The organism is Nocardia africana NBRC 100379 (assembly GCF_001612635.1).
GTDB classification, from domain to species: Bacteria; Actinomycetota; Actinomycetes; order Mycobacteriales; family Mycobacteriaceae; genus Nocardia; species Nocardia africana.
In genome coordinates this window covers 471,661-491,244 of sequence record NZ_BDAV01000009.1, presented here as the reverse complement: position 1 = coordinate 491,244, position 19,584 = coordinate 471,661, and the positions used below count along the sequence as shown (strand labels likewise).

The 19,584-nt window shown below is 69.3% G+C and carries 15 protein-coding genes; 7 read left to right on the top strand and 8 right to left on the bottom strand.

Annotated elements, in window-relative coordinates:
* The first annotated feature begins 83 nt into the window (after positions 1–83).
* The 4 genes from NA3_RS16770 to NA3_RS16755 all read left to right on the top strand — a co-directional run bounded on the left by NA3_RS16770 (position 84) and on the right by NA3_RS16755 (position 5,758).
* Complete coding sequence (locus tag NA3_RS16770) at positions 84–1,379, top strand: ABC transporter substrate-binding protein (RefSeq protein ID WP_062964650.1); 1,296 nt, start codon at positions 84–86, stop codon at positions 1,377–1,379.
* Positions 1,376–3,310: a hypothetical protein gene (locus tag NA3_RS16765; protein WP_062964520.1), complete on the top strand. Its 1,935-nt coding sequence runs from the start codon at positions 1,376–1,378 to the stop codon at positions 3,308–3,310. Before NA3_RS16770 ends, NA3_RS16765 begins: the two co-directional genes overlap by 4 nt.
* Positions 3,307–5,025 (top strand): hypothetical protein, encoded by a 1,719-nt coding sequence (locus NA3_RS16760; protein WP_062964519.1) that lies wholly within the window; start codon positions 3,307–3,309, stop codon positions 5,023–5,025. The genes NA3_RS16765 and NA3_RS16760 overlap by 4 nt, the downstream gene beginning before the upstream one ends.
* A gap of 397 nt (positions 5,026–5,422) precedes the next feature.
* Entirely contained in the window at positions 5,423–5,758 is a 336-nt protein-coding gene (locus NA3_RS16755) for a transglycosylase family protein (RefSeq protein WP_030514506.1), read from the top strand.
* A gap of 96 nt (positions 5,759–5,854) precedes the next feature.
* Here the strand turns inward: NA3_RS16755 and NA3_RS16750 are convergent, their stop codons facing one another.
* The 6 genes from NA3_RS16750 to NA3_RS16725 all read right to left on the bottom strand — a co-directional run bounded on the left by NA3_RS16750 (position 5,855) and on the right by NA3_RS16725 (position 11,935).
* The gene (locus tag NA3_RS16750) at positions 5,855–7,198 is read right to left on the bottom strand and encodes an LLM class flavin-dependent oxidoreductase (protein WP_062964518.1); all 1,344 of its coding nucleotides are present in this window, start codon (positions 7,196–7,198) and stop codon (positions 5,855–5,857) included.
* Between the two features lie 30 nt (positions 7,199–7,228).
* On the bottom strand, positions 7,229–8,125 hold the full coding sequence (locus NA3_RS16745; RefSeq protein ID WP_062964517.1) for an ABC transporter permease: 897 nt from the start codon (positions 8,123–8,125) through the stop codon (positions 7,229–7,231).
* A 4-nt stretch (positions 8,126–8,129) separates the two neighbouring features.
* A complete protein-coding gene (locus NA3_RS16740) occupies positions 8,130–8,963 on the bottom strand; it encodes an ABC transporter ATP-binding protein (RefSeq protein ID WP_062964516.1) in 834 nt (277 codons plus the stop codon).
* Entirely contained in the window at positions 8,960–10,039 is a 1,080-nt protein-coding gene (locus NA3_RS16735) for an ABC transporter substrate-binding protein (RefSeq protein ID WP_128145282.1), read from the bottom strand. Before NA3_RS16735 ends, NA3_RS16740 begins: the two co-directional genes overlap by 4 nt.
* A gap of 356 nt (positions 10,040–10,395) precedes the next feature.
* A complete protein-coding gene (locus NA3_RS16730) occupies positions 10,396–11,157 on the bottom strand; it encodes an IclR family transcriptional regulator (RefSeq protein ID WP_062964514.1) in 762 nt (253 codons plus the stop codon).
* A 121-nt stretch (positions 11,158–11,278) separates the two neighbouring features.
* On the bottom strand, positions 11,279–11,935 hold the full coding sequence (locus tag NA3_RS16725; RefSeq protein ID WP_062964649.1) for a TVP38/TMEM64 family protein: 657 nt from the start codon (positions 11,933–11,935) through the stop codon (positions 11,279–11,281).
* Between the two features lie 299 nt (positions 11,936–12,234).
* On the opposite strand from NA3_RS16725, the gene NA3_RS16720 reads away from it, so the two are divergent.
* The 3 genes from NA3_RS16720 to meaB are packed head-to-tail and all read left to right on the top strand — an operon-like array spanning position 12,235 to position 17,497.
* Positions 12,235–14,094, top strand: a complete 1,860-nt coding sequence (locus NA3_RS16720; protein WP_062964513.1) for a methylmalonyl-CoA mutase family protein — start codon at positions 12,235–12,237, stop codon at positions 14,092–14,094.
* Complete coding sequence (scpA, locus tag NA3_RS16715) at positions 14,094–16,355, top strand: methylmalonyl-CoA mutase (protein WP_062964512.1); 2,262 nt, start codon at positions 14,094–14,096, stop codon at positions 16,353–16,355. The genes NA3_RS16720 and scpA overlap by 1 nt, the downstream gene beginning before the upstream one ends.
* Positions 16,352–17,497 carry a methylmalonyl Co-A mutase-associated GTPase MeaB gene (meaB, locus tag NA3_RS16710; protein ID WP_084491605.1) on the top strand — a complete coding sequence of 382 codons (1,146 nt, stop codon included), beginning with the start codon at positions 16,352–16,354 and terminating at the stop codon, positions 17,495–17,497. Before scpA ends, meaB begins: the two co-directional genes overlap by 4 nt.
* Before the next feature lie 39 nt (positions 17,498–17,536).
* Here meaB and NA3_RS16705 read toward each other — a convergent pair whose 3' ends face one another.
* Both NA3_RS16705 and NA3_RS16700 read right to left on the bottom strand, forming a co-directional pair.
* Positions 17,537–18,373, bottom strand: a complete 837-nt coding sequence (locus NA3_RS16705; RefSeq protein WP_062964646.1) for an amidohydrolase family protein — start codon at positions 18,371–18,373, stop codon at positions 17,537–17,539.
* Positions 18,374–18,420: 47 nt separating this feature from the next.
* On the bottom strand, positions 18,421–19,458 hold the full coding sequence (locus tag NA3_RS16700) for a nucleoside hydrolase (protein ID WP_062964647.1): 1,038 nt from the start codon (positions 19,456–19,458) through the stop codon (positions 18,421–18,423).
* Positions 19,459–19,584: the final 126 nt, after the last annotated feature.

Below are 19,584 nucleotides of genomic sequence, written 5' to 3'. Positions count from 1 at the left end.
AGCGACAATTCGAATGCCGGTCCGCACATCATGCGGACCGGCATTCGAACGTCGGTGCACGGCACGCGGACTCGGGGGTGGCGATGGCGACACGGCGGGCGGTGCTGCGTGCCGCGGCGTTGGCGCCGATGCTGACCGCGTGCGCACCCGGAGTGCTGTTCGGCCACCCCGCCTCGGTGCGTATCGCGGTGCCCTGGAGCGGATCCGAGCTGGCCGCGTTCCGCCGCGTACTGGACGACGCGGGGCTGGGGGCGACGGTCGGTGTGCTGCCACTCGGCGACGACATCGATACCGCCCTGCAGGCTCGCGGTCGCTCGGCACCCGATCTGGTGATGTTGCCCGAGGTCGGCCGGATCACTGAGCTGGCGGGCGGGGTGCTGCGGGCGCTGCCGCCCACGCTGTGGCACGACGCGGCGGGCCCGCGCTATCCGGAACAGTGGCGCTCGCTGCTGTGGAAAGACGGTGCGCTCTACGGCATTCCGTTCAAGGCGGCCGCCAAATCGCTGGTGTGGTACGACCGTTATGCCTTCGGCGGCGACCGGCCGCGCGACGACCCGCGCGACTGGACCGTTTCCCAGTGGCCGCAGCGCATCACGGCGGCGACCACCCGCCGTCCACTCGCGCTGGGTGGTGCCGACGGCTGGGTGCTGGCCGACCTGTTCGGCAACATCCTCTACGGCGAATCCGCATGGGATTACCAGGATTTGGTGGCCGCCGGCGAGCCGGACCGGCCGCGGGAATGGGATCGCGACGCGGTGCGGGCGACCCTGTATCGCCTGGGCACGCTGTGGGCGCCGCGCGGCACCTTCCCCGGCGGTATCGCCGCGACCCTGACCCGGCAGTTCCCGGAATCGGTGCGTGAGGTGTTCGAACGCCGCACCGCGGCGATGGTGGTGGCGCCCGATTTCGCGGAACCCATCGTGCGCAGCTGTCTGCGCCGGGCGGGCCGGCCCGCCGACGCGGTCGGCGTGATGCCCTTTCCGGCCGTGGCGCCCGGTGGCCCGCGCCCGGCCATCGGCGGCGGTGACGTGATCGTCGCGACCGCGGCCGGCGCACACGATGCGCTGCCGGTGCTCGGCGCACTGACCGCACCGGCCGCGGTCTCGGCCTGGATCGGCGATTACGGCGGCTTCCTGGCGCCCAGCCCGCGTACGGTCCCGGATCACCCGCCGATGCTGGAAGCGGTTGCGGGCGAGCTGCATTCGTGGACCGCCTTCGATTTCGCCGACCTCATCGGCGCCGCCGGCCGCCGCGACGGCCTGTGGCGGGTATTGACCGATCTGCTCATCACCGTCGGCGACGGCCACGCCGAGCGACTGGACGCGGCGGTCGATCACGCCGTGCGCGCACTCGACGAGTTCGAACGGAGAGCGCGATGACGGCCGGGCATATCCACGCGCACGGGCTGGATCTGGAGCCGGCGCTCACGCGGATCGCCGGTCCGGTGATCCCGGGCCGCCACCCCCGGCGATGGTCGATGTGGCCGGCGCAGCTGCCCGCACTGCTGCTGATCCTGCTGCTGCTGGTGGGGCCGGCCGCCACCACGGTCTGGACGGCGGTCCGTGCCCAGTGGGAGATGGTCGGCTGGTGTGCGCTGCTGGTGGTCGCGGTCGCGGCGAGCACCGTGCTGTGGCGCCGGGACGACGCGGTGCGCGCGGTGGCGGCGGCGGCCGTGCGTGGTCGCTGGACACTACTGCGAAATCGATTGTGGCCGAGCGTTTTCCGCCGCCAGGCGCCCGAAGGCGCCGGCATCGTCGCACGCGTACGGTGGCGTTCCCTGTGGTGGCCCGTTCTGGTGGTCGCGATCGTGGTCACGATCCGCGGAATCGGCGTCGAGCTCGGGCCGGGTGGGCGCGGCGCCTACACCCGGACCCTGGTGTGGGTGCTGTGCGGGCTGGGGGTGCTGGTCCTCGCCCTGGAACTGGCCTGGCGTGGCCGCCGCGGCTGGTGGCCGTGGCAGCCGCTGATCCTGCCGTTCGGCGTGTCCGCGTTCGTGGCCGGACTGGCCCTGCGCCTGCTGGCCGAGAACCCCGACTACCGGATGCCGGTCCCGGGGGTGGCCGGGCAGCGCGTCTGGTTGATGTCCATGCTGATCGCGGCCTTCGTCTGGTGCTGGCTGGGTGCGCTGTTCGCGCTGTTTCGCGCCGCGATCGCCGCCGTCGAAGCCGATCCGGTGCGGCGCGGCTATCTCGAGGACGCGCGCGGCGCGGCGCGAACCCGGGCCCGGCTGTTCGAACTGATGCGGCCGGTGTTGCTGATTCTGGGCCTCGTGGTGGCCATCGCCGCGGCGCGGATCTTCGACATCATCCTGATCGCGGTACCGGGATCGCTGCAGTATTCGCTGGACTCGGCGACGGTGCACTGGTGGCGGCTGGTGTCGGATCCCGATGCCGATCCGGGTGTGGCCGCGGCCTATTCGCTGCCGCTGGCGGTGTTGATCGGTTCGGCGGCGTGGATTCTGCAGACCGACGTACGCCGCCACCGCGTCGGCTGGATGCGCCGCCCGGCCGTCGACCCGGTCCGTACCAGGCGCACCGCGCGTGGCGTCGCGCGGGTCGTGGCGGTCTCGCTGCTCTCGCTGGGGCCGCTGCTGGCGTTGGCGGTCTTCAGCTGGGTGGGCGCCGACGGGCCCGCGTTCGCCGGCACCGGATCGGTCTGGCAGCACCGAGAGTTGTTGCACGCCATGGCCGATACCGGCTGGGTCGCGGTCTGGGCGACCGTCCTGGTGATCGGGGCGGCCTTCCCGGTCGCCCATCAACTCGCGGCGCTGCCCGCCGACGCGCTGCGTTCGCGGATCGCCGTGGTGGTGCTGGTGGTGTTCACCGTCCTGCCCGCGCAGCTCTACGTCGGGCCGATCCGGCGCGTGATCGAGCGGATGGGATTGACCGGGACGTCGTTCTCCTCGCTGATCGTGGTGCACGCCGCGATCGGCCTGCCCATAGCGATCCTCATTCTGCGCGGGGCGCTGCTCGCGCCCTCGGACGGTCCGGCCGCCGACGCCCTGCACGGTCTGGCCAAACCGTGGGCCGTCCTGGGTCGCGTGGTGTCCACCGCATGGCCCGCCGTCGGCGCGGTCGCGGTGCTCGAACTGATTCAGGTGTGGAACGACTTCTTCATCGGGCTCATGGTCAGCGGCGCCGACGTCAGCCCGTGGTCGCTGCTGCTGTGGGGCGAGGCACGACAATTCCGGGAGAACGCCGCCCATCTCGCGGCCGGGGCCCTGCTGTCGACGATCCCGCCGGTGCTGCTGTTGCTGATGACGTGGCGGCGGTTCCTGGTTCCGGGATTGACGGGCGGGATCGTGCGATGAGCGGCGGCCACTCGCACCGGCCCGAGCACGACATCGCGTCGCAGCTCATCGCCACCCCGAAATCCTCGATCTGGCAAGGGTTTCTGGGGGCGGCCTGGGTGATGTCGTCGTCGCTGCTGCTCGAGGTGGTGGCGAAACTGCTGGAGGGTTCGGTCGGGCAGAGCCGGGTGCTGAACTCGCTGGCCGGAGTGCTGCGCTGGGTGGCGGTCGCGGTGGTGGCGGCCGCGGCGCTCTACGTGCTGTGGCGCAAGACGATGGATATGCGCGAGGGCGCGCGTATCCGCCGGGAACTGGATCTCACCGCGGACCTGGTCCAGCCGCCGCCCGTGGTCGAGCGGACCGTCGCGGCGCTGCCCGCGTCCACCCCGGCCCGGGCGCAACCGCTGGATGCGGCCGATTCGGCCGTCGCCGCCGTCTTGCGGGCGCTGCCGTTCGCCGGCTACGAGGCCGCCGCGCTCTACGACACGGTGACCGCGATGCTCGACAGCGCGACGGTTCTGCCGGGGGAGCAGGCGGTGGTCCGGCGTTCCACCGGCGAGGTTCTGATCCGGCTCGCCGCCCACGGCGTGATCGTCCACGACGGACACGACCGATTCGCGGTGGACCGGACCACGATCTCGCCCGACCTCGCCGTCGTCCGCCGCACACCGCAGTGGCGCGCCGCCTGGCCGGCGCTGATCCGGCACTACTGCGACCGGGCGACGCGCTGGGCGGTGGCCCTGGATTCGGATCGGCTCGGCGCCGGCGCGCATCGGTGGTTCACCGGATCGGCGGACCGGCTGGCCGAGCTGGTGCGCGAATGCGCCGACTGCGACCACGGCATCGAGCTCGACATCCCCGCCCTGGCCCGCATCGCCGACGCACTCGACCTCTGGTACGCGCGGATCGGGGAGCCGTCCGACGGGCCCGCGGCCCGGGCGATGGTGGCGCTGAGTGCGGCGGCGCACCCGCAGATCAACGAACTGGCCTCGATCCGCTGCGGGCTGCCGTCCGACACCGCGACACGCCGACGATGGCCGCGCCCGCGCCGGAGGCCGCGACGCGGCCGCCCGCGCCGGAGCACGGGCCTGCACGCTCGCCGGGCGCACGCGGAGGCGATGTGGGAGTTCGATCGCTTGCCCGGCGGGGAGTACCCACTACCCGAGGTCGTGGCCGGATTCGAGCGCGCGTGGTGGCTGCTGCCGCGTCGCGATATCGCCGGGGAGGTCTGCGCCCTCAACGACCTCGCCATCGCACATCTGTACGAAGGCCGCCTGGACGCCGCGCGCGACCGTCTCGAGCTGGCCGAAACGCTCACCCGCGGCGGGCGCAATCCGTCCGGTCGCGCGCACACCTTCGAAACGCTGGGGCTGCTGTGGTGGATGCGCGGTGAGCCCCGGCGTGCGATGCGCTGGTGGCTGCTGGCGCTCACCCGCTACCGCGATCTGGGTCACGAACTGGGAATCGGCCGCTGCCTGCAGCATCTGGGCAGTGCGGTGGCGGTCGCGCCCGACTACGGCGGTCTGCTGCTGGGAGGGCCGCTGAACACCGGCGAGATCCTGCGGCAGGCCTCGGGCTGGCTGGCCTACGCCGAGCGGTGCCGGCCCGGTGGCGTCGGCCGGGCTCCCGCTCTGGCTTCCCACTACCGTCGGCGTGTCGCGGAAGCGCTGGAGAACGCGCAGCTCACGGCGCTGGAGACGGTGGACCGGTGGCCCGTCACCGTGTCCGAGCATTAGGCCCCTGACCGGCCCGTATCGTCGGCCGCGGGGGATTCGAGCCCGCGAAACCGCCTATTTCGGGCATCGTCATGCGACGGCCGTCACTATTTCTCAGTGATCTCGACCACATAACGTTTATATAACTACAGTTATGTAACGCGCGTTTATCGCACCATGCGCTGCGTAAACGTGAATATCCTCCACGTTGGGTTGAGACAGTTCCGTTGTTATCGCAACGTGATGTATCGAGATTTCTCCGTTACCGTCGTCTGCAGCTCGGAATTCCGGGCTGACGCTCGAATCGCTGAACACCGGCAACCCTGTCCCGCGGTTCGAGTTCGACCCCAACATCCCTGGGGGCAGGGACCCGAGATCGTCACCATCGGGCCGGCTGGGCGCAGGCAGGAAAAACCACATGTCTCGTAACCGTAAGTTCAGCACTCGCGCACTCGGCTTCGCCGCCGTCGCCGGCGCCATCGTCGCCGTCCCCTTCGGCCTGACCGCTACCGCGTCTGCCGACGGCGGACACGACTGGGATGCCGTGGCACAGTGCGAGGCCAGCGGCAACTGGGGCGCCGACACCGGAAACGGTTTCTACGGCGGCCTGCAGTTCACCCAGAGCACCTGGAACGCCAACGGCGGCAGTGGCAATCCGGCCAACGCCAGCCGCGCCGAGCAGATCCGCGTCGCGGAGAACGTGCTCGCCAGCCAGGGCCCCGGCGCCTGGCCGGTGTGTGGCGCCAACCTGTAAGGTTCGCCTCCGCCCGCGGTTCGTCCGCATACACAGCGTGCAGACAGGCCCCTCCCGGATCTACCCGGAAGGGGCCTGTCGCGTTGTATCCGCCGGTCAGGCGCTGATCGCGGCTCCCGTCGTGAAACGGCTCTCCACCGGCGCGAGTCCGTAGTGCCCGCGCAAGGTATCGGCGGTGTACTCGGTGCGGAACAGGCCGCGTTCCTGCAGGATCGGCACCACCCGGTCGACGAAGTCGGTGAGTCCGCCGGGCAGGTACGGCGGCATGATGTTGAATCCGTCCGCCGCGCCGGCCTCGAACCAGGTCTGCAGTTCGTCGGCGATCTGCTCCGGTGTGCCGGCGAAGCTGCGATGCCCGCGCCCGCCGCCGAGTTTGCCGATCAGCTGCCGCACGGTCAGCTGCTCTTGCGTGGCCAACTCCTTGACCAGCGTGAACCGGGACTTGTTGCCTTCGATCTCGCTCTCCACCGGCAGCGGCGGCAACGGCGCGTCGAGCGGATGGCCGGTCAGATCGATGCCCAGCTGCGTGGACAGCTGGCGCACCGCGTAGTCGGGGGAGATGAGATCGGTGAACTCCTGCTCCAGCGCCACCGCCTCGGCGGGCGTATCGGCGATGTAGGGCACCAGGCCGGGTAGCACCTTCAGCTCGTCGGCGCCGCGGCCGTACTTCGGCAGCCGTGATTTCAGGTCGCGATAGAAGCGCTGCCCGTCCCCGAGGCTGCGCTGTGCGGTGAACACCGCCTCGGCGTAGCGGGCGGCGAATTCCTTTCCGCTCTCGGAAGATCCGGCCTGTACCAGCAGTGGCCGGCCCTGCGGACCGCGCGGGGAGTTCAGCGGACCGCGCACCCGGAACCGGTCGCTGTCGTAGTCGATGGTGTGGACCTTGTCCGGGTCGGCGAAGACCCCGGCCTCGGGGTCGAGCACGATGGCCGAGGACTCCCAGCTGTCCCACAACTGCAACGCGACATCGACGAATTCGGTGGCGCGCTCATATCGGCGGGCATGGTCGGGAATGGCGTCGTAGCCGAAATTGTAGGCCTCGTCGGCCGTGCCGGAGGTGACGATGTTCCATCCGGCCCGGCCGCCGCTGATGTGGTCGAGCGAGGCGAATTTCCGGGCCAGATTGAACGGTTCGTTATAGGTGGTCGAGGCCGTCGCGATGAGACCGATATGTTCGGTCGCAGCGGCGATGGCCGACAGCAGTGTCACCGGTTCGAACACCGCGAGCGTATTGCGCTGAATGCGCGGACCCACCGCCAGACCGTCGGCGAAGAAGACCGAATCCAGTTTGCCGCGCTCGGCGATGCGGCCCAATTCCTGGAAATGCTTCACGTCCAGTACGCGCCGTGCCTCCGTGCGCGGATGGCGCCAGGCGGCTTCGTGGTGGCCGACGCCCATCAGAAAGGCGTTGAGATGAAAGGTTTTCGGTGATGGCGACATCGAGCGTCGTCGTCCCTTCGGTGTTGTGCTTCAGCGATCGGATTGCGGGCGCCAGCGGGTGAGGCGACGTTCGATCGCGACGAGTACGGCGTTGTAGACCAGGCCGACGATCGCGATGGCGACGATGCCGACGTACATGTCGGGGATCTGGAAATTCTGCTGTGCGGCGGTGATGAGATAGCCGAGACCCGCTCGCGCACCGGCCATTTCGGTGGCGATCAGGACCAGGATGGAGGCCGAGGCCGCCATCCGGATGCCGGTGAAGATGGTCGGCACCGCGGCGGGCAGAATCACCTTCTGAAACAGTCGTATCGGCGAGAAGCCCAGGGATACAGCCGATTTGATCAGCAACGGATCCACCGACCGGACACCGCTGATGGTGTTGAGCAGAATCGGGAAGAAGCCCGCGTACACCACGATCGCGACCTTGGAGGTCTCGCCGATCCCGAGGATCAGGATGAACACCGGCAGCAGCGCCAGCGCCGCGGTATTGCGGAACAGCTCCAGCAGCGGGTTCACGAAGTCGGCCACCGGCTTGTACCACGCGATGGCGACGCCGGCCGGAACGGCGCACGCCACCGCGATCGCGAACCCGACCAGGGACCGGCCCAGGCTGGCCGAGGTGTTGTCCCAGAGCTGGCCGTTGCGGATCAGTTCGTCCCCGCGCTGCACCACGGTGGAGAACGGCGGCAGGAAGATCTGATCGACCAGGCCGAAGCGGGGCGCGAGCTCCCAGAAGGCCAGGAACAGGCCGATGACCAGGACGGGCTTGAACAGCCGCCAGCCCCAGCGACCGGCCAGGGCGGCCAGCTGCCGCCCCGAGCCGGAGGTGGAGCCAGCGGGGGCCTCGGCCGCACTCGCGGCCGAGGGGGAGGGCTTCTTCGGCACCCGGACGGCTTCGGCGGTGACGGGCAGTGTGGTGGACATGGTGTTACCTCCTGTCGGTGGCCGCGAGGTCGGCCTGCTCGAGACCCTGCGCGCGGGCCACCTCGTCGTGCAGCAGCGACCAGATCCGGTGACGGACTTCGCTGAAGTGTTCGCTGGAGCGGATGTCGGCGTCCGGGTCGGTGTCGCGGTCGAGGTCGATATCGACCACCGCCTTGACCCGTCCCGGCCTGGAGGTGAGCACGGCCACCCGTTGCCCCAGATAGACGGCTTCGTTGATGTCGTGGGTGATGAACAGGATGGTCTTGCCGGTGGTGCGCCAGATGCGCAGCAGCTCGTCCTGCAGCGATTCGCGGGTCTGCGCGTCGAGCGCGGCGAACGGCTCGTCCATCAGCAGCACCTCGGGATCGAAGGCGAGGCTGCGCGCGATGGCTACGCGCTGCTTCATGCCGCCGGACAATTCGTGCGGGTACCGGTCGCCGAAGCCGGTGAGGCCGACCAATGCCAGATAGTCGTCCGCGATCCGGCGGCGCTCGCGCCGGCGAATGCGCTTGGCCTCCAAGCCGAACTCGATATTGCCGCGCGCGGTGCGCCACGGCAGCAGCGCGTACTGCTGGAAGACGATGCCCCGATCGAGCCCGGGGCCGGTGACCGGCCGGCCGTCGAGCAGGATCGTCCCGTGAGTCGGCCGGGTCAGCCCGCCCAGCAGATCCAGCAGGGTCGACTTACCCGAGCCGCTGGGGCCGACCAGCACGAGGAATTCACCGTCGCGCACGTCCACGGTGATGTTCTCCAGGGCCGTGAAGGGGGTTCCGGCGCCCCGCGCGGGAAATTCCTTCCGCACCGCGTCGAGCGCGAGTTTGATTGCCGTGTCGCTCATTTGGCGGCCACCACCTCTCCGGTCGGCCCGCTCTCGGCGGGGTAGGTACCGTTGGCGTAGGGGTTGAACTTGTTGGTGTAGAGATCCTTGGCCGCGAATTTCCCGGCCGGCAGTTCACCGTTGCGGACCAGCCAGTCGATCCAGATCTGCAGTTCTCGCTCCTGGATCACCGCGCCGGGCACCGGAATTCCGGACGATTTGTAGGAGTCGAGCAGCTTGGTGTTCTCGTTGCGGCCGCGCTTGTGGATGATGTCGGCCAGGCGGGCCACCGCCTGATCGTGCGGCGTGATCTGCAGCCACCGCGTCGCGCGGGCCGTGCCCTGCACGAAATCGGCCACCGCGTCCTGATGGCCGGCGATGTAGTCGTTGCGGAAGACGTATGTGCCGTAGTCGAATTCGCCGAACAGTCCCTTGTCGGTGTAGAGCGCGTGGATGCCCCCGTGCGCCAGCGCGATGTCCTGTAGCGGGCCGCCCAGTGCCGCCGCGTCGATCTGCCCCTTGCGCAGCGCGTCCTCGGTGTTGACCGGCGGCAGCACGACGAGTTGCACCTGTTTGATCTCGTCGTCGGTGAGCCCTTGATCGTGCAGCCACTGCCGGGTGATGAATTCGTGATGGGCGCCGAGAGTGTTGACGCCGACCTTCTTCCCGATCAGATCCCGGGCGGTCGTGATACCCGAATCGTCACGGACGTAGTAGCCGGTGAAGCTCTGCCCGTCGGCGCCGTAGGAACTGAGCACCGAGGTCACCGGTGCCCCGCCGGCGATGAGCTTGACGACCGCGCCGTTGAACGCGCTGCCGAATTCGATCTGCTTGGTGGTGGCGGCCTGGATATTGGCCGGACCACTGGTGGTGTCGCCTTCCCACTTCAGCTCGACCTTGGAGAAGTAGCCGAGGTCGGCGGCGAGCTCGTAGGGCGTGACGGTGCCGGCCTGACCCTGGTAACGAAGGATGGTCTTCCCGTCGGAGGTGGTGCCGGCGCCCGAACTCGAGCAGCCGGCGGCGAGCGCGGCGAGTACGGGCAGGGCGAGGACGGCGGCGAACGCGCGCACGACCCGGGGTCGTCTGAACGACAACATGATCGGTTCTTTCACTGAATGCGTCTGCGGCCACGCGCACATCCGCGTGCGGTGACCGGTAGATCGGCGAAACGAAGTGCCTGGCAGGGGCTTTCGGCGACGGCGATGGCGCCCGTTCAGGCGCGACAGATCCCGTGCGGGACGCGCATGAGATCGACCGTGCGCCGGCGCGTCAGTGGTCGGGAGACGTTCATCGGGTGCCTCTTCGGAGAGTGCTCGGACCGGCGATGCGGATCGCCGTCACCTGCGTTGATCACATGGTGCGGTCGTCCGTGCTGGTGAGCAACGGTGGTTTCACAGTGTGGAAATCAGCGTGAGGATAATTCCGCGGCCGAAATGCGGGCCGCGCCATGGGCTTACGCGGCGGTGTCGGGTTCGGCGTGCAACAGTGGGCCGATGCGGTTCGCGATATGACGCATCGGGGGCAGGATCGAGCGCATCAGTTCGGTGTCGAGGCGTGCCGACCGAGCCTGCACACAGAGCGCGCCGCGTACCTGCCGGCCGGGTCCGACGATCGGTACCGCGACCGACCGGATCGGATCGTCGCTGTCGATGACCTCGACGGCGAATCCGGCGCGGCGCACTCGGTCGAGATCGGCCGCCGCCGGCGTATCCGATTCGTTCCGGGTGGCGTAGGACTCGATCAGACGGTCGACGGGGGAGAACGCCAGCAGGGCGTGCCCGGCCGCGCTGGACCGCAGCGGGCGCCGTGGCCGCGGTATCTGGTTGGGGCAGAACGAGACCGGCGGCCGCGCCTGGAAGACGGTCAGCGCGTCGCGCGAGTCGGGCACGCTGAGAGTGACCGAGATGCGAATGTTGGCAGCCAGCGCGTAGAGATGCGGCGCCGCCGAATCGAGGCCGAGCCGGGTCAGCGCGGGCCGCGCCAGCGACGCGAGCCCGTGCCCGATGCGGTAGCGGTCGTTGGCGCGGTCCTGTTCCAGCAGCCGCCCGCGGACGAGCGCCTGCAGCAGCCGGTGGGTCGTGCTGACGGGCAGGCCGGTCTGCTGTGCCAGTTCGCTGACCGACAACTCGGGGTCGTCGCCGTCGAAGCAATTGAGCACCGCGATCGCACGATCGACAGCGCGTGCGCCCGAACGCGGTTCATCGGTGGCGGCCATACATCCTCCTGCCGGGACCGAAAGTGATACAGGCACTCTGGTCCCGCCAGGGACGCGGGGCAATGATTGTGCGCAGCGCGAGCCGATCACTTTCGGCCCGTCCTATCACGCGGTCTTCGTGTCAGTGCGGTGCCGGTTCCTCGGCCGCGTCGGTGGGCAGTGCCGCGAACTGGTCGGCGCCCCAGCGAGCGTCGACGATCAGACCGATCACGCCGATGGTGATGCAGACGCCCGAGAGCACCAGCAGGCCCGGATTCGTGCGGCCGGTCAGCGCGTCCCCGAGGACGACGACGCCGATGGTGCCGGGGATGATGCCCACGAAGGTGGCCAGCAGATACGGCATCATCCGCACCGAGGACAATCCGGCGCAGTAGTTGATCACCGAGAACGGCACCGGTGCGATCAGCCGCAGCGATCCGACCGCGAGCCAGCCGCGCCGGGCCAGCCGCCGATCCACCGCCTGTACCGCTGGATGGTTCAGCCGCGCGGCGACCTGCTCCCGATCCAGGGCTCGCACGAGCAGCAACGCCAGCACCGCGCTGACCGTCGTCGCGGCCACCGCGAGGGCGATGCCGAGAATCGGCCCGAACAACAGCCCGGCGCTGAGCGTGAAGACCGTGCGTGGAAACGGCGCCACCGTCACGAGCGCGTGGACGAGAAAGAACAGCAGCGGGAACATCGGGCCGACCGAATCGGCCCATTCCCGGATCTGCTGCGGGGCCGGATGCGGTGCCAGTACGGCGACCGCGACCAGCGCGGCCGCGAGGATCGCGAGCATCACGACCCGTCTGTTGCGCAGGAGTCGCAAGGCCACATTCGTCGTCCTCGGCACCGCGACAGGTTACCGGTCGGTATGGCGAGGCTGTGCGAAGAGTATGCGAACACCGGGCTAGCATCGAATGAAGGTTGATGAATGATCGTTAACCGAACTGGTCGTCGACCTGCCGATATCGCACGCCCGTCGCACTGTGAAGGGGTCACACAGGCGGTTGCGAAGGCGCTGCGAAGTGTTGGGTCCCAGCGTAGGTATCCGGTACGAGTGAAGTATCGGAGTCGAGTGGAAGAGGTACAGCAGCGATGCCGATTGGTTCAGATCCGGGTGCGGACACCGTGCCCGGATACGCCGCATGGCGCAAGGGTGTGGCCGGAGTGCTGGCCAAGTCCCGCAAGGTCGAGGCGTCCGAACTCGGTGACGAGCCGGAGCGCCTGCTCGAGGTCACCAATTACGACGGAGTGACCGTCGCGCCGCTGTACACCCGTCGCGACGAACTGCCCGAACAGCCGCTGCCGGGACAGTTCCCGTTCGTGCGCGGGAACGAGGCCACCCGGGACGTGCACCGGGGCTGGCATGTCAGCGCCCGCTTCGGCGGAACGGATCCGGCCGTCGTCAACGAGGAGATTCTCGCCGCTTTGGAGAACGGCGTCAGCTCCGTCTGGCTCGGGGTCGGCGAGAACGGCATCCCGGTGGCCGGGCTGGCGGACACGCTGCGCGGCCTGCTGTTCGAGTTGGCTCCCCTGAGCCTGCGGGCGGGCGCGGACACCCCGGCCGCCGCCGCGCAGGTGCTGAGCCTGCTCGACGGCTACGAGGTGGCCGACCGCTCCGACATCCACATCTTCCTCGGCGCGGCGCCGCTGACCAGCCGCTTCGCCGGAGTGACCGACATCGACCTCGACGCCGCGGTCGAGCTGGCGCGCACCGCCACCGGCCGCACCGAGACCGTCCGCGCGATCACGGTGGACGGCACGGTCTTCCACAACGCCGGCGCGTCCGACGCCCAGGAGATCGGCGCGGCCGTCGCCGCGGGCCTGGACTACCTGCGCGCGCTCACCGACGCCGGCCTCGATGTCGCCGATGCGCTGGATCAGGTGAGTTTCCGGCTGGCGGCGACCGACGACCAGTTCGAGACGATCGCCAAATTCCGGGCCGCCCGGCGGCTGTGGGCCCGCGTCGCCCACGAGTCGGGAGCGCCCGACTTCGGCAACGCGCCGCAGCACGCGGTCACCTCGGAAGCGATGCTGAGCCGGCGCGATCCGTGGGTGAACATGCTGCGCACCACCCTGGCCGCGTTCGGCGCCGGTGTGGGCGGCGCGGACCTGGTCACCGTGCTGCCGTTCGACGCTGCCCTGCCGCCCGGGGAACTCGGTGTGTCGCAAGCGTTCTCGGAGCGCATGGCACGCAACACGCAACTGCTGCTGCTCGAGGAGTCGCATCTCGGACATGTGCAGGACCCGGGCGCGGGTTCCTGGCACGTGGAGAGCCTCACCGCGGATGTGGCCGGTGCGGCGTGGTCGTTCATGCAGGAGCTCGAACGCGCCGGCGGATACCGCGCCGCGTTGGAGTCCGGCGTGCTGGCCGAGCGTATCGCCGATACCCGGACCCGCCGCGAATCCGATATCGCCCACCGCCGCACCGCGGTCACCGGCGTCAACGAATTCCCGAACCTCGCCGAGGAACCGCTGTCCGAGGCCGCGCGCCACACGAACGGGGTAGCCCGCTACGGCGCGGCCTTCGAGACGCTGCGCAACCGTTCCGACGCCTACCTGGCCGCCCACGGCCGCCGGCCGCGTGCGCTGCTGGTACCGCTGGGCCCGGTTGCCGAACACAACGTGCGCGTGACCTTCGCCGCGAACGTGCTGGCCTCCGGCGGCATCGAAACGGTGAACCCGGGAGCGCTGGAGACCTCCGCGATCGGCTCGGCCGCAACGGATTCCGGAGCGACGATGGCGGTGCTGTGCGGCAGCGACGCCCGTTACGGCACCGAGGCCGCGCCCGCCGTGCAGCAGCTGCGCGACGCCGGCGTGACGACGGTACTGCTGGCCGGACCGGAGAAGGCGGTGGCCGAGGTGAGCGGCACACAGCGGCCGGACGGATTCCTCACGGCCCGCATGGACGCGGTGGCGACCCTGTCCGGCCTGCTGGAGAAGCTGGGAGCGTAATGACTACTCGAGATGTGAACCACGTGATCGGCAGCTTCGCCGAGGTGCCGCTGGGCGAACCGGCGGTCGGGCGGACCGGTGGCGGCGACGTCGAGGCGTTCGTCGCCGAATCGGCCGCCGCCAACGGCTACGCGCCCGAACAACTGGTCTGGGCCACCCCCGAAGGTATCGACGTCGCGCCGGTGTACACCAAGGCCGACCGCGATGCCGTTGTGGCCGAAGGCTATCCGCTCGACAGCGTGCCCGGTGTGGCGCCGTTCGTGCGCGGCCCGTACCCGACCATGTACGTGAATCAGCCGTGGACCATCCGCCAGTACGCGGGTTTCTCCACCGCCGCCGATTCCAACGCCTTCTACCGCCGCAACCTGGCCGCGGGCCAGAAGGGTCTGTCGGTCGCCTTCGACCTGGCCACCCATCGCGGCTACGACTCCGATCACCCGCGCGTCACCGGTGACGTCGGTATGGCCGGCGTCGCCATCGACTCGATCCTGGACATGCGGGAACTGTTCGATCAGATTCCGCTGGATCAGGTGTCGGTGTCGATGACCATGAACGGCGCGGTGCTGCCGATCCTGGCGCTGTACGTCGTCGCCGCCGAGGAACAGGGCGTCAAGCCCGAACAGCTGGCCGGAACCATTCAGAACGACATTCTGAAGGAGTTCATGGTCCGCAACACCTACATTTATCCGCCCAAGCCCTCGATGCGGATCATCTCCGACATCTTCGCCTACACCTCCGCGAAGATGCCGAAGTTCAACTCGATCTCCATCTCCGGCTACCACATCCAGGAAGCCGGAGCCACGGCCGATCTGGAGCTGGCCTACACCCTGGCCGACGGCGTCGAATACATCCGTGCCGGCCTGGACGCGGGCATGGAGATCGACCAGTTCGCGCCGCGGCTGTCGTTCTTCTGGGCCATCGGCATGAACTTCTTCATGGAGGTCGCGAAGCTGCGCGCGGGCCGGCTGCTGTGGAGCGAGCTGGTGTCGAAGTTCGAACCCAAGAGCCAGAAGTCGCTGTCACTGCGCACTCACTCGCAGACCTCGGGCTGGTCGCTGACCGCGCAGGACGTGTTCAACAACGTGGCGCGCACCTGCGTCGAGGCGATGGCCGCGACCCAGGGCCACACCCAGTCGCTGCACACCAACGCTCTCGACGAGGCGCTGGCGCTGCCCACCGACTTCTCCGCCCGCATCGCCCGCAACACCCAATTGCTGCTGCAGCAGGAGTCGGGCACCACGCGCCCGATCGACCCGTGGGGCGGCTCCTACTACGTGGAGTGGCTGACCCACCAGCTCGCCGAGCGGGCGCGGGCCCACATCGCTGAGGTCGAGGCGCACGGCGGTATGGCGCAGGCGATTTCGGAGGGCATCCCGAAGCTGCGCATCGAGGAGGCCGCGGCCCGCACCCAGGCGCGCATCGACACCGGCGCGCAGCCGGTGATCGGTGTCAACAAGTACCAGGTGACCGAGGACCAGGAGATCGAGGTCCTCAAGGTCGAGAACTCGCGCGTGCGCGCCGAGCAGAACGAGAAGCTGCGCCGCCTGCGCGCCGAGCGCGACAACGCCGAGGTCGAGCGGACGCTGGCCGAATTGGCCAGGGCCGCAGCGTCTTCCGAAGGGGGGATGGCCAACAACCTGCTCGCCCTGGCCATCGATGCCGCGCGCGCCAAGGCCACCGTCGGCGAGATCTCCGACGCGCTGGAGAAGGTGTACGGTCGCCATCAGGCCGAGATCCGCACACTGTCGGGCGTCTACCGAGAGGAGGCCGGCAAGGTGACCAATATCAGCAGGGCCATCGAGCTGGTCGAGGAATTCGCCGAGGCCGAGGGCCGCCGGCCGCGCATCCTCGTCGCCAAGATGGGCCAGGACGGCCACGACCGGGGCCAGAAGGTGATCGCGACCGCCTTCGCCGACCTGGGCATGGACGTCGATGTGGGCCCGCTGTTCCAGACCCCGGAAGAGGTGGCCCAGCAGGCGGCCGACAACGACGTGCACATCGTCGGTGTCTCCTCGCTGGCGGCCGGTCACCTCACGCTGGTGCCCGCCCTGCGGCAGGCACTGGCCGATGTCGGTCGCCCCGACATCATGGTCATCGTCGGCGGGGTGATTCCGCCCGGTGACTTCGACGAGCTGTATGCCGCCGGCGCCGCGGCGATCTTCCCGCCGGGCACCGTGATCGCCGACGCCGCGATCGGCCTGCTGCAAAAACTGGCGGCCGAACTCGGCCACGAGATCGGCGGACAAGCCGAGGCGGAATGAGCGACGTCGACCGGACCCCGGCGGGCGATGCGCCCGCCGGGGCGGAGTTGCCCGCGAAGGCGGAGTTGCCCGGAAGCCAGGCCCTGTCCACGGCCCGCGGCCTGCCCCCGGCGCTGCGCGTGGACGGACCGCGGTCGCAGGGCGGCGGGCGACGCCGGACCATCGATGTGGCGGAGCTGGCAGCGGCGATCCGCGACAATCAGCGCGCCGCGCTCGCCCGCGCGATCACGCTGGTCGAATCGACCCGTGCCGATCACCGCGAGGCGGCGCAGCGGCTGCTGCTCGAGCTGACGGCCGAAGGCGGCGCCGCCGAGTCCAATCGGGTCGGTATCACCGGCGTTCCGGGCGTGGGCAAGTCGACGTTCATCGACGCGCTCGGGATGTATCTGATCGGCCAGGGGCATCGGGTCGCGGTGCTGGCGGTGGATCCGTCCTCGACTCGTACCGGTGGCTCGATTCTCGGCGACAAGACCCGCATGGCACGGCTGTCGGTGGAACGCGACGCGTTCATCCGCCCGTCGCCGACCGCGGGCACACTGGGTGGTGTCGCCAAGGCGACCCGGGAAACCATCGTGCTGCTCGAGGCCGCCGGTTACGACGTGATCCTGGTCGAGACGGTGGGCGTCGGCCAGTCGGAGGTGACCGTCGCCAATATGGTCGACGCGTTCTGCTTCCTCACCCTGGCCCGTACCGGAGATCAGTTGCAGGGCATCAAGAAGGGTGTGCTGGAGCTGGCCGACCTGGTCGCGGTCAACAAGGCCGACGGCCGCCACGAAGTGGAGGCGCGGGCGGCCGCACGCGAGCTGCAGGGCGCGATGCGGCTGATCCATCCGCGCGATTCCCTCTGGCGCCCACCGGTTCTCACCATGAGCGGGCTGAACGGTACCGGTCTGGACACCTTCTGGGATACGGTCCTCGAACACCGGCGTGTTCTCACCGAGGCGGGGGAGTTCGCCGAGAAGCGCCGCCGCCAGCAGGTCGACTGGACCTGGACGATGGTGCACGACCAGTTGCTGCGCCGGCTGGCCGACAGTCCCGGCGTGAAAGCGATTCGCGCGCAGGTGGAAAAGCAGATCCGCGACGGCTCGCTGACCCCGGCCCTGGCGGCCGAGGAACTGCTGCGCGCCTTCGACGAGAAGTAGCGGGGCTGTCCGGGCGAGCAGAATACGCGCCCGGACACCTCAGCTCATCCGGAACAGCCGCGCCGCATTGCCGTAGCACACCGCGCGCACCCAGTCGGTGCCCACGCCGAGTCGTTCCAGCGCTTCCAGCGCGTGGGCATACGAGTACGGGATGTTCGGGAAGTCGCTGCCGAACAGGATCCGCTCGCCCAGCTCGGACAGGCGCGCATATTCGTTGCGCGGGAACGGGTTTCGTTCCTCGATGAAGTCCGTGAACGACATCGTGGTGTCGAGGTGCACGTTGTCGTAGCGCTCGGCGAGGTCGAGAAATTCGGAGTACTCGGGCACGCCCATATGGGCGATGATCAGCGTCAGGCGCGGAAACCGCTGCAGCAGAGCCGCGATCGGTTCCGGACCGGTGAATTCCCCCGGCGCCGGGCCCGAGCCACAATGGATCAGCACCGGAATCCCGGCCTCGGACAACAGCCCCCACACCTCGGTCAGCAACGGATCGCCCGGATGGTAGTCACCGACCTGGATATGTGATTTGAAGATACGTGCGCCGGATTCGATCGCCGCGCTCACATAACTTCCGGCGCCGTGCTCGGGATAGAAGGTCGCGGTGTGCAGGCAGCCCGGGGTGCGTGCCGCGAAGTCGGCCGCCCACTCGTTCAGCCACGCCGCCATATCGGGTTTGTGCGGGTACACCAGGGAGGTGAACGCGCGCACTCCGAAACCACGCAGCGTATCCAGGCGCTGCTGCTCGTCGTCGCGATAGGCGATCGGCCACGGCCGTCCGATCAGCGGACCCGCGGAATCGAAATACGCCCACACCTTGCGCAGCACCCGATCGGGCATGAAATGGGTGTGCACATCGATGATTCCGGGAAGCCCCATCCGGTCCCGGAACTGCGCCACCGCCGCCTGGTCACCCTCGTCGACCGTCACCGGACCTCCTGTGCCACCGGCGGATACAGCGCCGCCGCGAAATCACCGATACGCGCGATCATGCGGTCGAAGAAGGCCGCCGGGTCGGTACCGACCGCGATATCGGCATTGGGCGCGCGGCCCCACATCCCCGCCCAATCGGCGACCGTGGTGCCGCGGGTGATCGTCCCGGCCAGCTCGACATCCACCGTGGCCGGGCGCAGCACCGCCAGGGTCGGTTCGAGCGCGACCGCCGCGGCGAACGGATCGTGCATGTGCGCCAGGTATCCCTGGTCGTAGTGCTGGTGGAACTCGAAGTAGAACCGCACCGCGTCGATCAGGAACCGCACGACCGGATTGGCCGCCTCGGACCGGAGGCCGGGCGGATCCCCGGGGGCCGGCATCGCGACGCCGGCGCAGTGCGCTCGCTCGGCGATCCGCCGCAGATGGTCGGGGAACATCTCGATCGATTCGGTGATATCGAGCGCGCAGACGATCGGCCGCCGATCCTGCGGGGCGGCGGAGAACGCGTCGAAGACCACTTTGGCGGCCTCCGGGTCGACGTGCACGTTCCACTCGTTGGTCGGGGTGGTGTTCCCCGGATGCCGGAACGCGCCGCCCATGACCACCAGCCGCCGAAGCAATTGCGGCAGTTGGGGTTCCAGTTCCAGGGCCAGGGCCAGATTGGTCAACGGCCCGGTGCACAGGCCCAGTACCGCACCCGGACGCGCACGCACCGTATCGACCCACAATTGCGCCGCCGATCGATCCGACAGCGGGCGCGGAGAGGTCGGCAGTTCGGCATAACCGATCCCGTGCGGACCGTGGGTGTCCTCGGTGGTGCGCAGCGGGATCGCCAGCGGTTGCGCCGCACCCAGTGCCACCTCGATGGCCGGCGCCCGGCACAGATCCAGCAGGGCCAGATTGTTCGCCGCGACCTGTGCGGTGGGGACATTGCCTCCGGTCGAGGCGATTCCGGCGATCTCGAGCTGCGGATCCGCCAGCAGATACAGCAGCGCCAGCGCATCGTCGATTCCGGTGTCTACGTCCACCATGATCGTCTGCCGCACGGTGCGAGACTAGCGGCCCGCCACCGGCCCGCCCCGTCCGGCCCGTCGGCGGGCGAAACGATGCGGGCGAGGGTAGTTTCGATATGTCAATTCTCGTGTTGTGGCCCGTGC

What these genes read in the sequence shown, in the direction of transcription:
- NA3_RS16770 (WP_062964650.1), top strand. Translation starts at nt 84, where the DNA reads ATGGCGACACGGCGGGCGGTGCTGCGTGCCGCGGCGTTGGCGCCGATG.
- NA3_RS16765 (WP_062964520.1), top strand. Translation starts at nt 1,376, where the DNA reads ATGACGGCCGGGCATATCCACGCGCACGGGCTGGATCTGGAGCCGGCG.
- NA3_RS16760 (WP_062964519.1), top strand. Translation starts at nt 3,307, where the DNA reads ATGAGCGGCGGCCACTCGCACCGGCCCGAGCACGACATCGCGTCGCAG.
- NA3_RS16755 (WP_030514506.1), top strand. Translation starts at nt 5,423, where the DNA reads ATGTCTCGTAACCGTAAGTTCAGCACTCGCGCACTCGGCTTCGCCGCC.
- NA3_RS16750 (WP_062964518.1), bottom strand. Translation starts at nt 7,198, where the DNA reads ATGTCGCCATCACCGAAAACCTTTCATCTCAACGCCTTTCTGATGGGC.
- NA3_RS16745 (WP_062964517.1), bottom strand. Translation starts at nt 8,125, where the DNA reads ATGTCCACCACACTGCCCGTCACCGCCGAAGCCGTCCGGGTGCCGAAG.
- NA3_RS16740 (WP_062964516.1), bottom strand. Translation starts at nt 8,963, where the DNA reads ATGAGCGACACGGCAATCAAACTCGCGCTCGACGCGGTGCGGAAGGAA.
- NA3_RS16735 (WP_128145282.1), bottom strand. Translation starts at nt 10,039, where the DNA reads ATGTTGTCGTTCAGACGACCCCGGGTCGTGCGCGCGTTCGCCGCCGTC.
- NA3_RS16730 (WP_062964514.1), bottom strand. Translation starts at nt 11,157, where the DNA reads ATGGCCGCCACCGATGAACCGCGTTCGGGCGCACGCGCTGTCGATCGT.
- NA3_RS16725 (WP_062964649.1), bottom strand. Translation starts at nt 11,935, where the DNA reads ATGCTCGCGATCCTCGCGGCCGCGCTGGTCGCGGTCGCCGTACTGGCA.
- NA3_RS16720 (WP_062964513.1), top strand. Translation starts at nt 12,235, where the DNA reads ATGCCGATTGGTTCAGATCCGGGTGCGGACACCGTGCCCGGATACGCC.
- scpA (WP_062964512.1), top strand. Translation starts at nt 14,094, where the DNA reads ATGACTACTCGAGATGTGAACCACGTGATCGGCAGCTTCGCCGAGGTG.
- meaB (WP_084491605.1), top strand. Translation starts at nt 16,352, where the DNA reads ATGAGCGACGTCGACCGGACCCCGGCGGGCGATGCGCCCGCCGGGGCG.
- NA3_RS16705 (WP_062964646.1), bottom strand. Translation starts at nt 18,373, where the DNA reads ATGGGGCTTCCCGGAATCATCGATGTGCACACCCATTTCATGCCCGAT.
- NA3_RS16700 (WP_062964647.1), bottom strand. Translation starts at nt 19,458, where the DNA reads ATGGTGGACGTAGACACCGGAATCGACGATGCGCTGGCGCTGCTGTAT.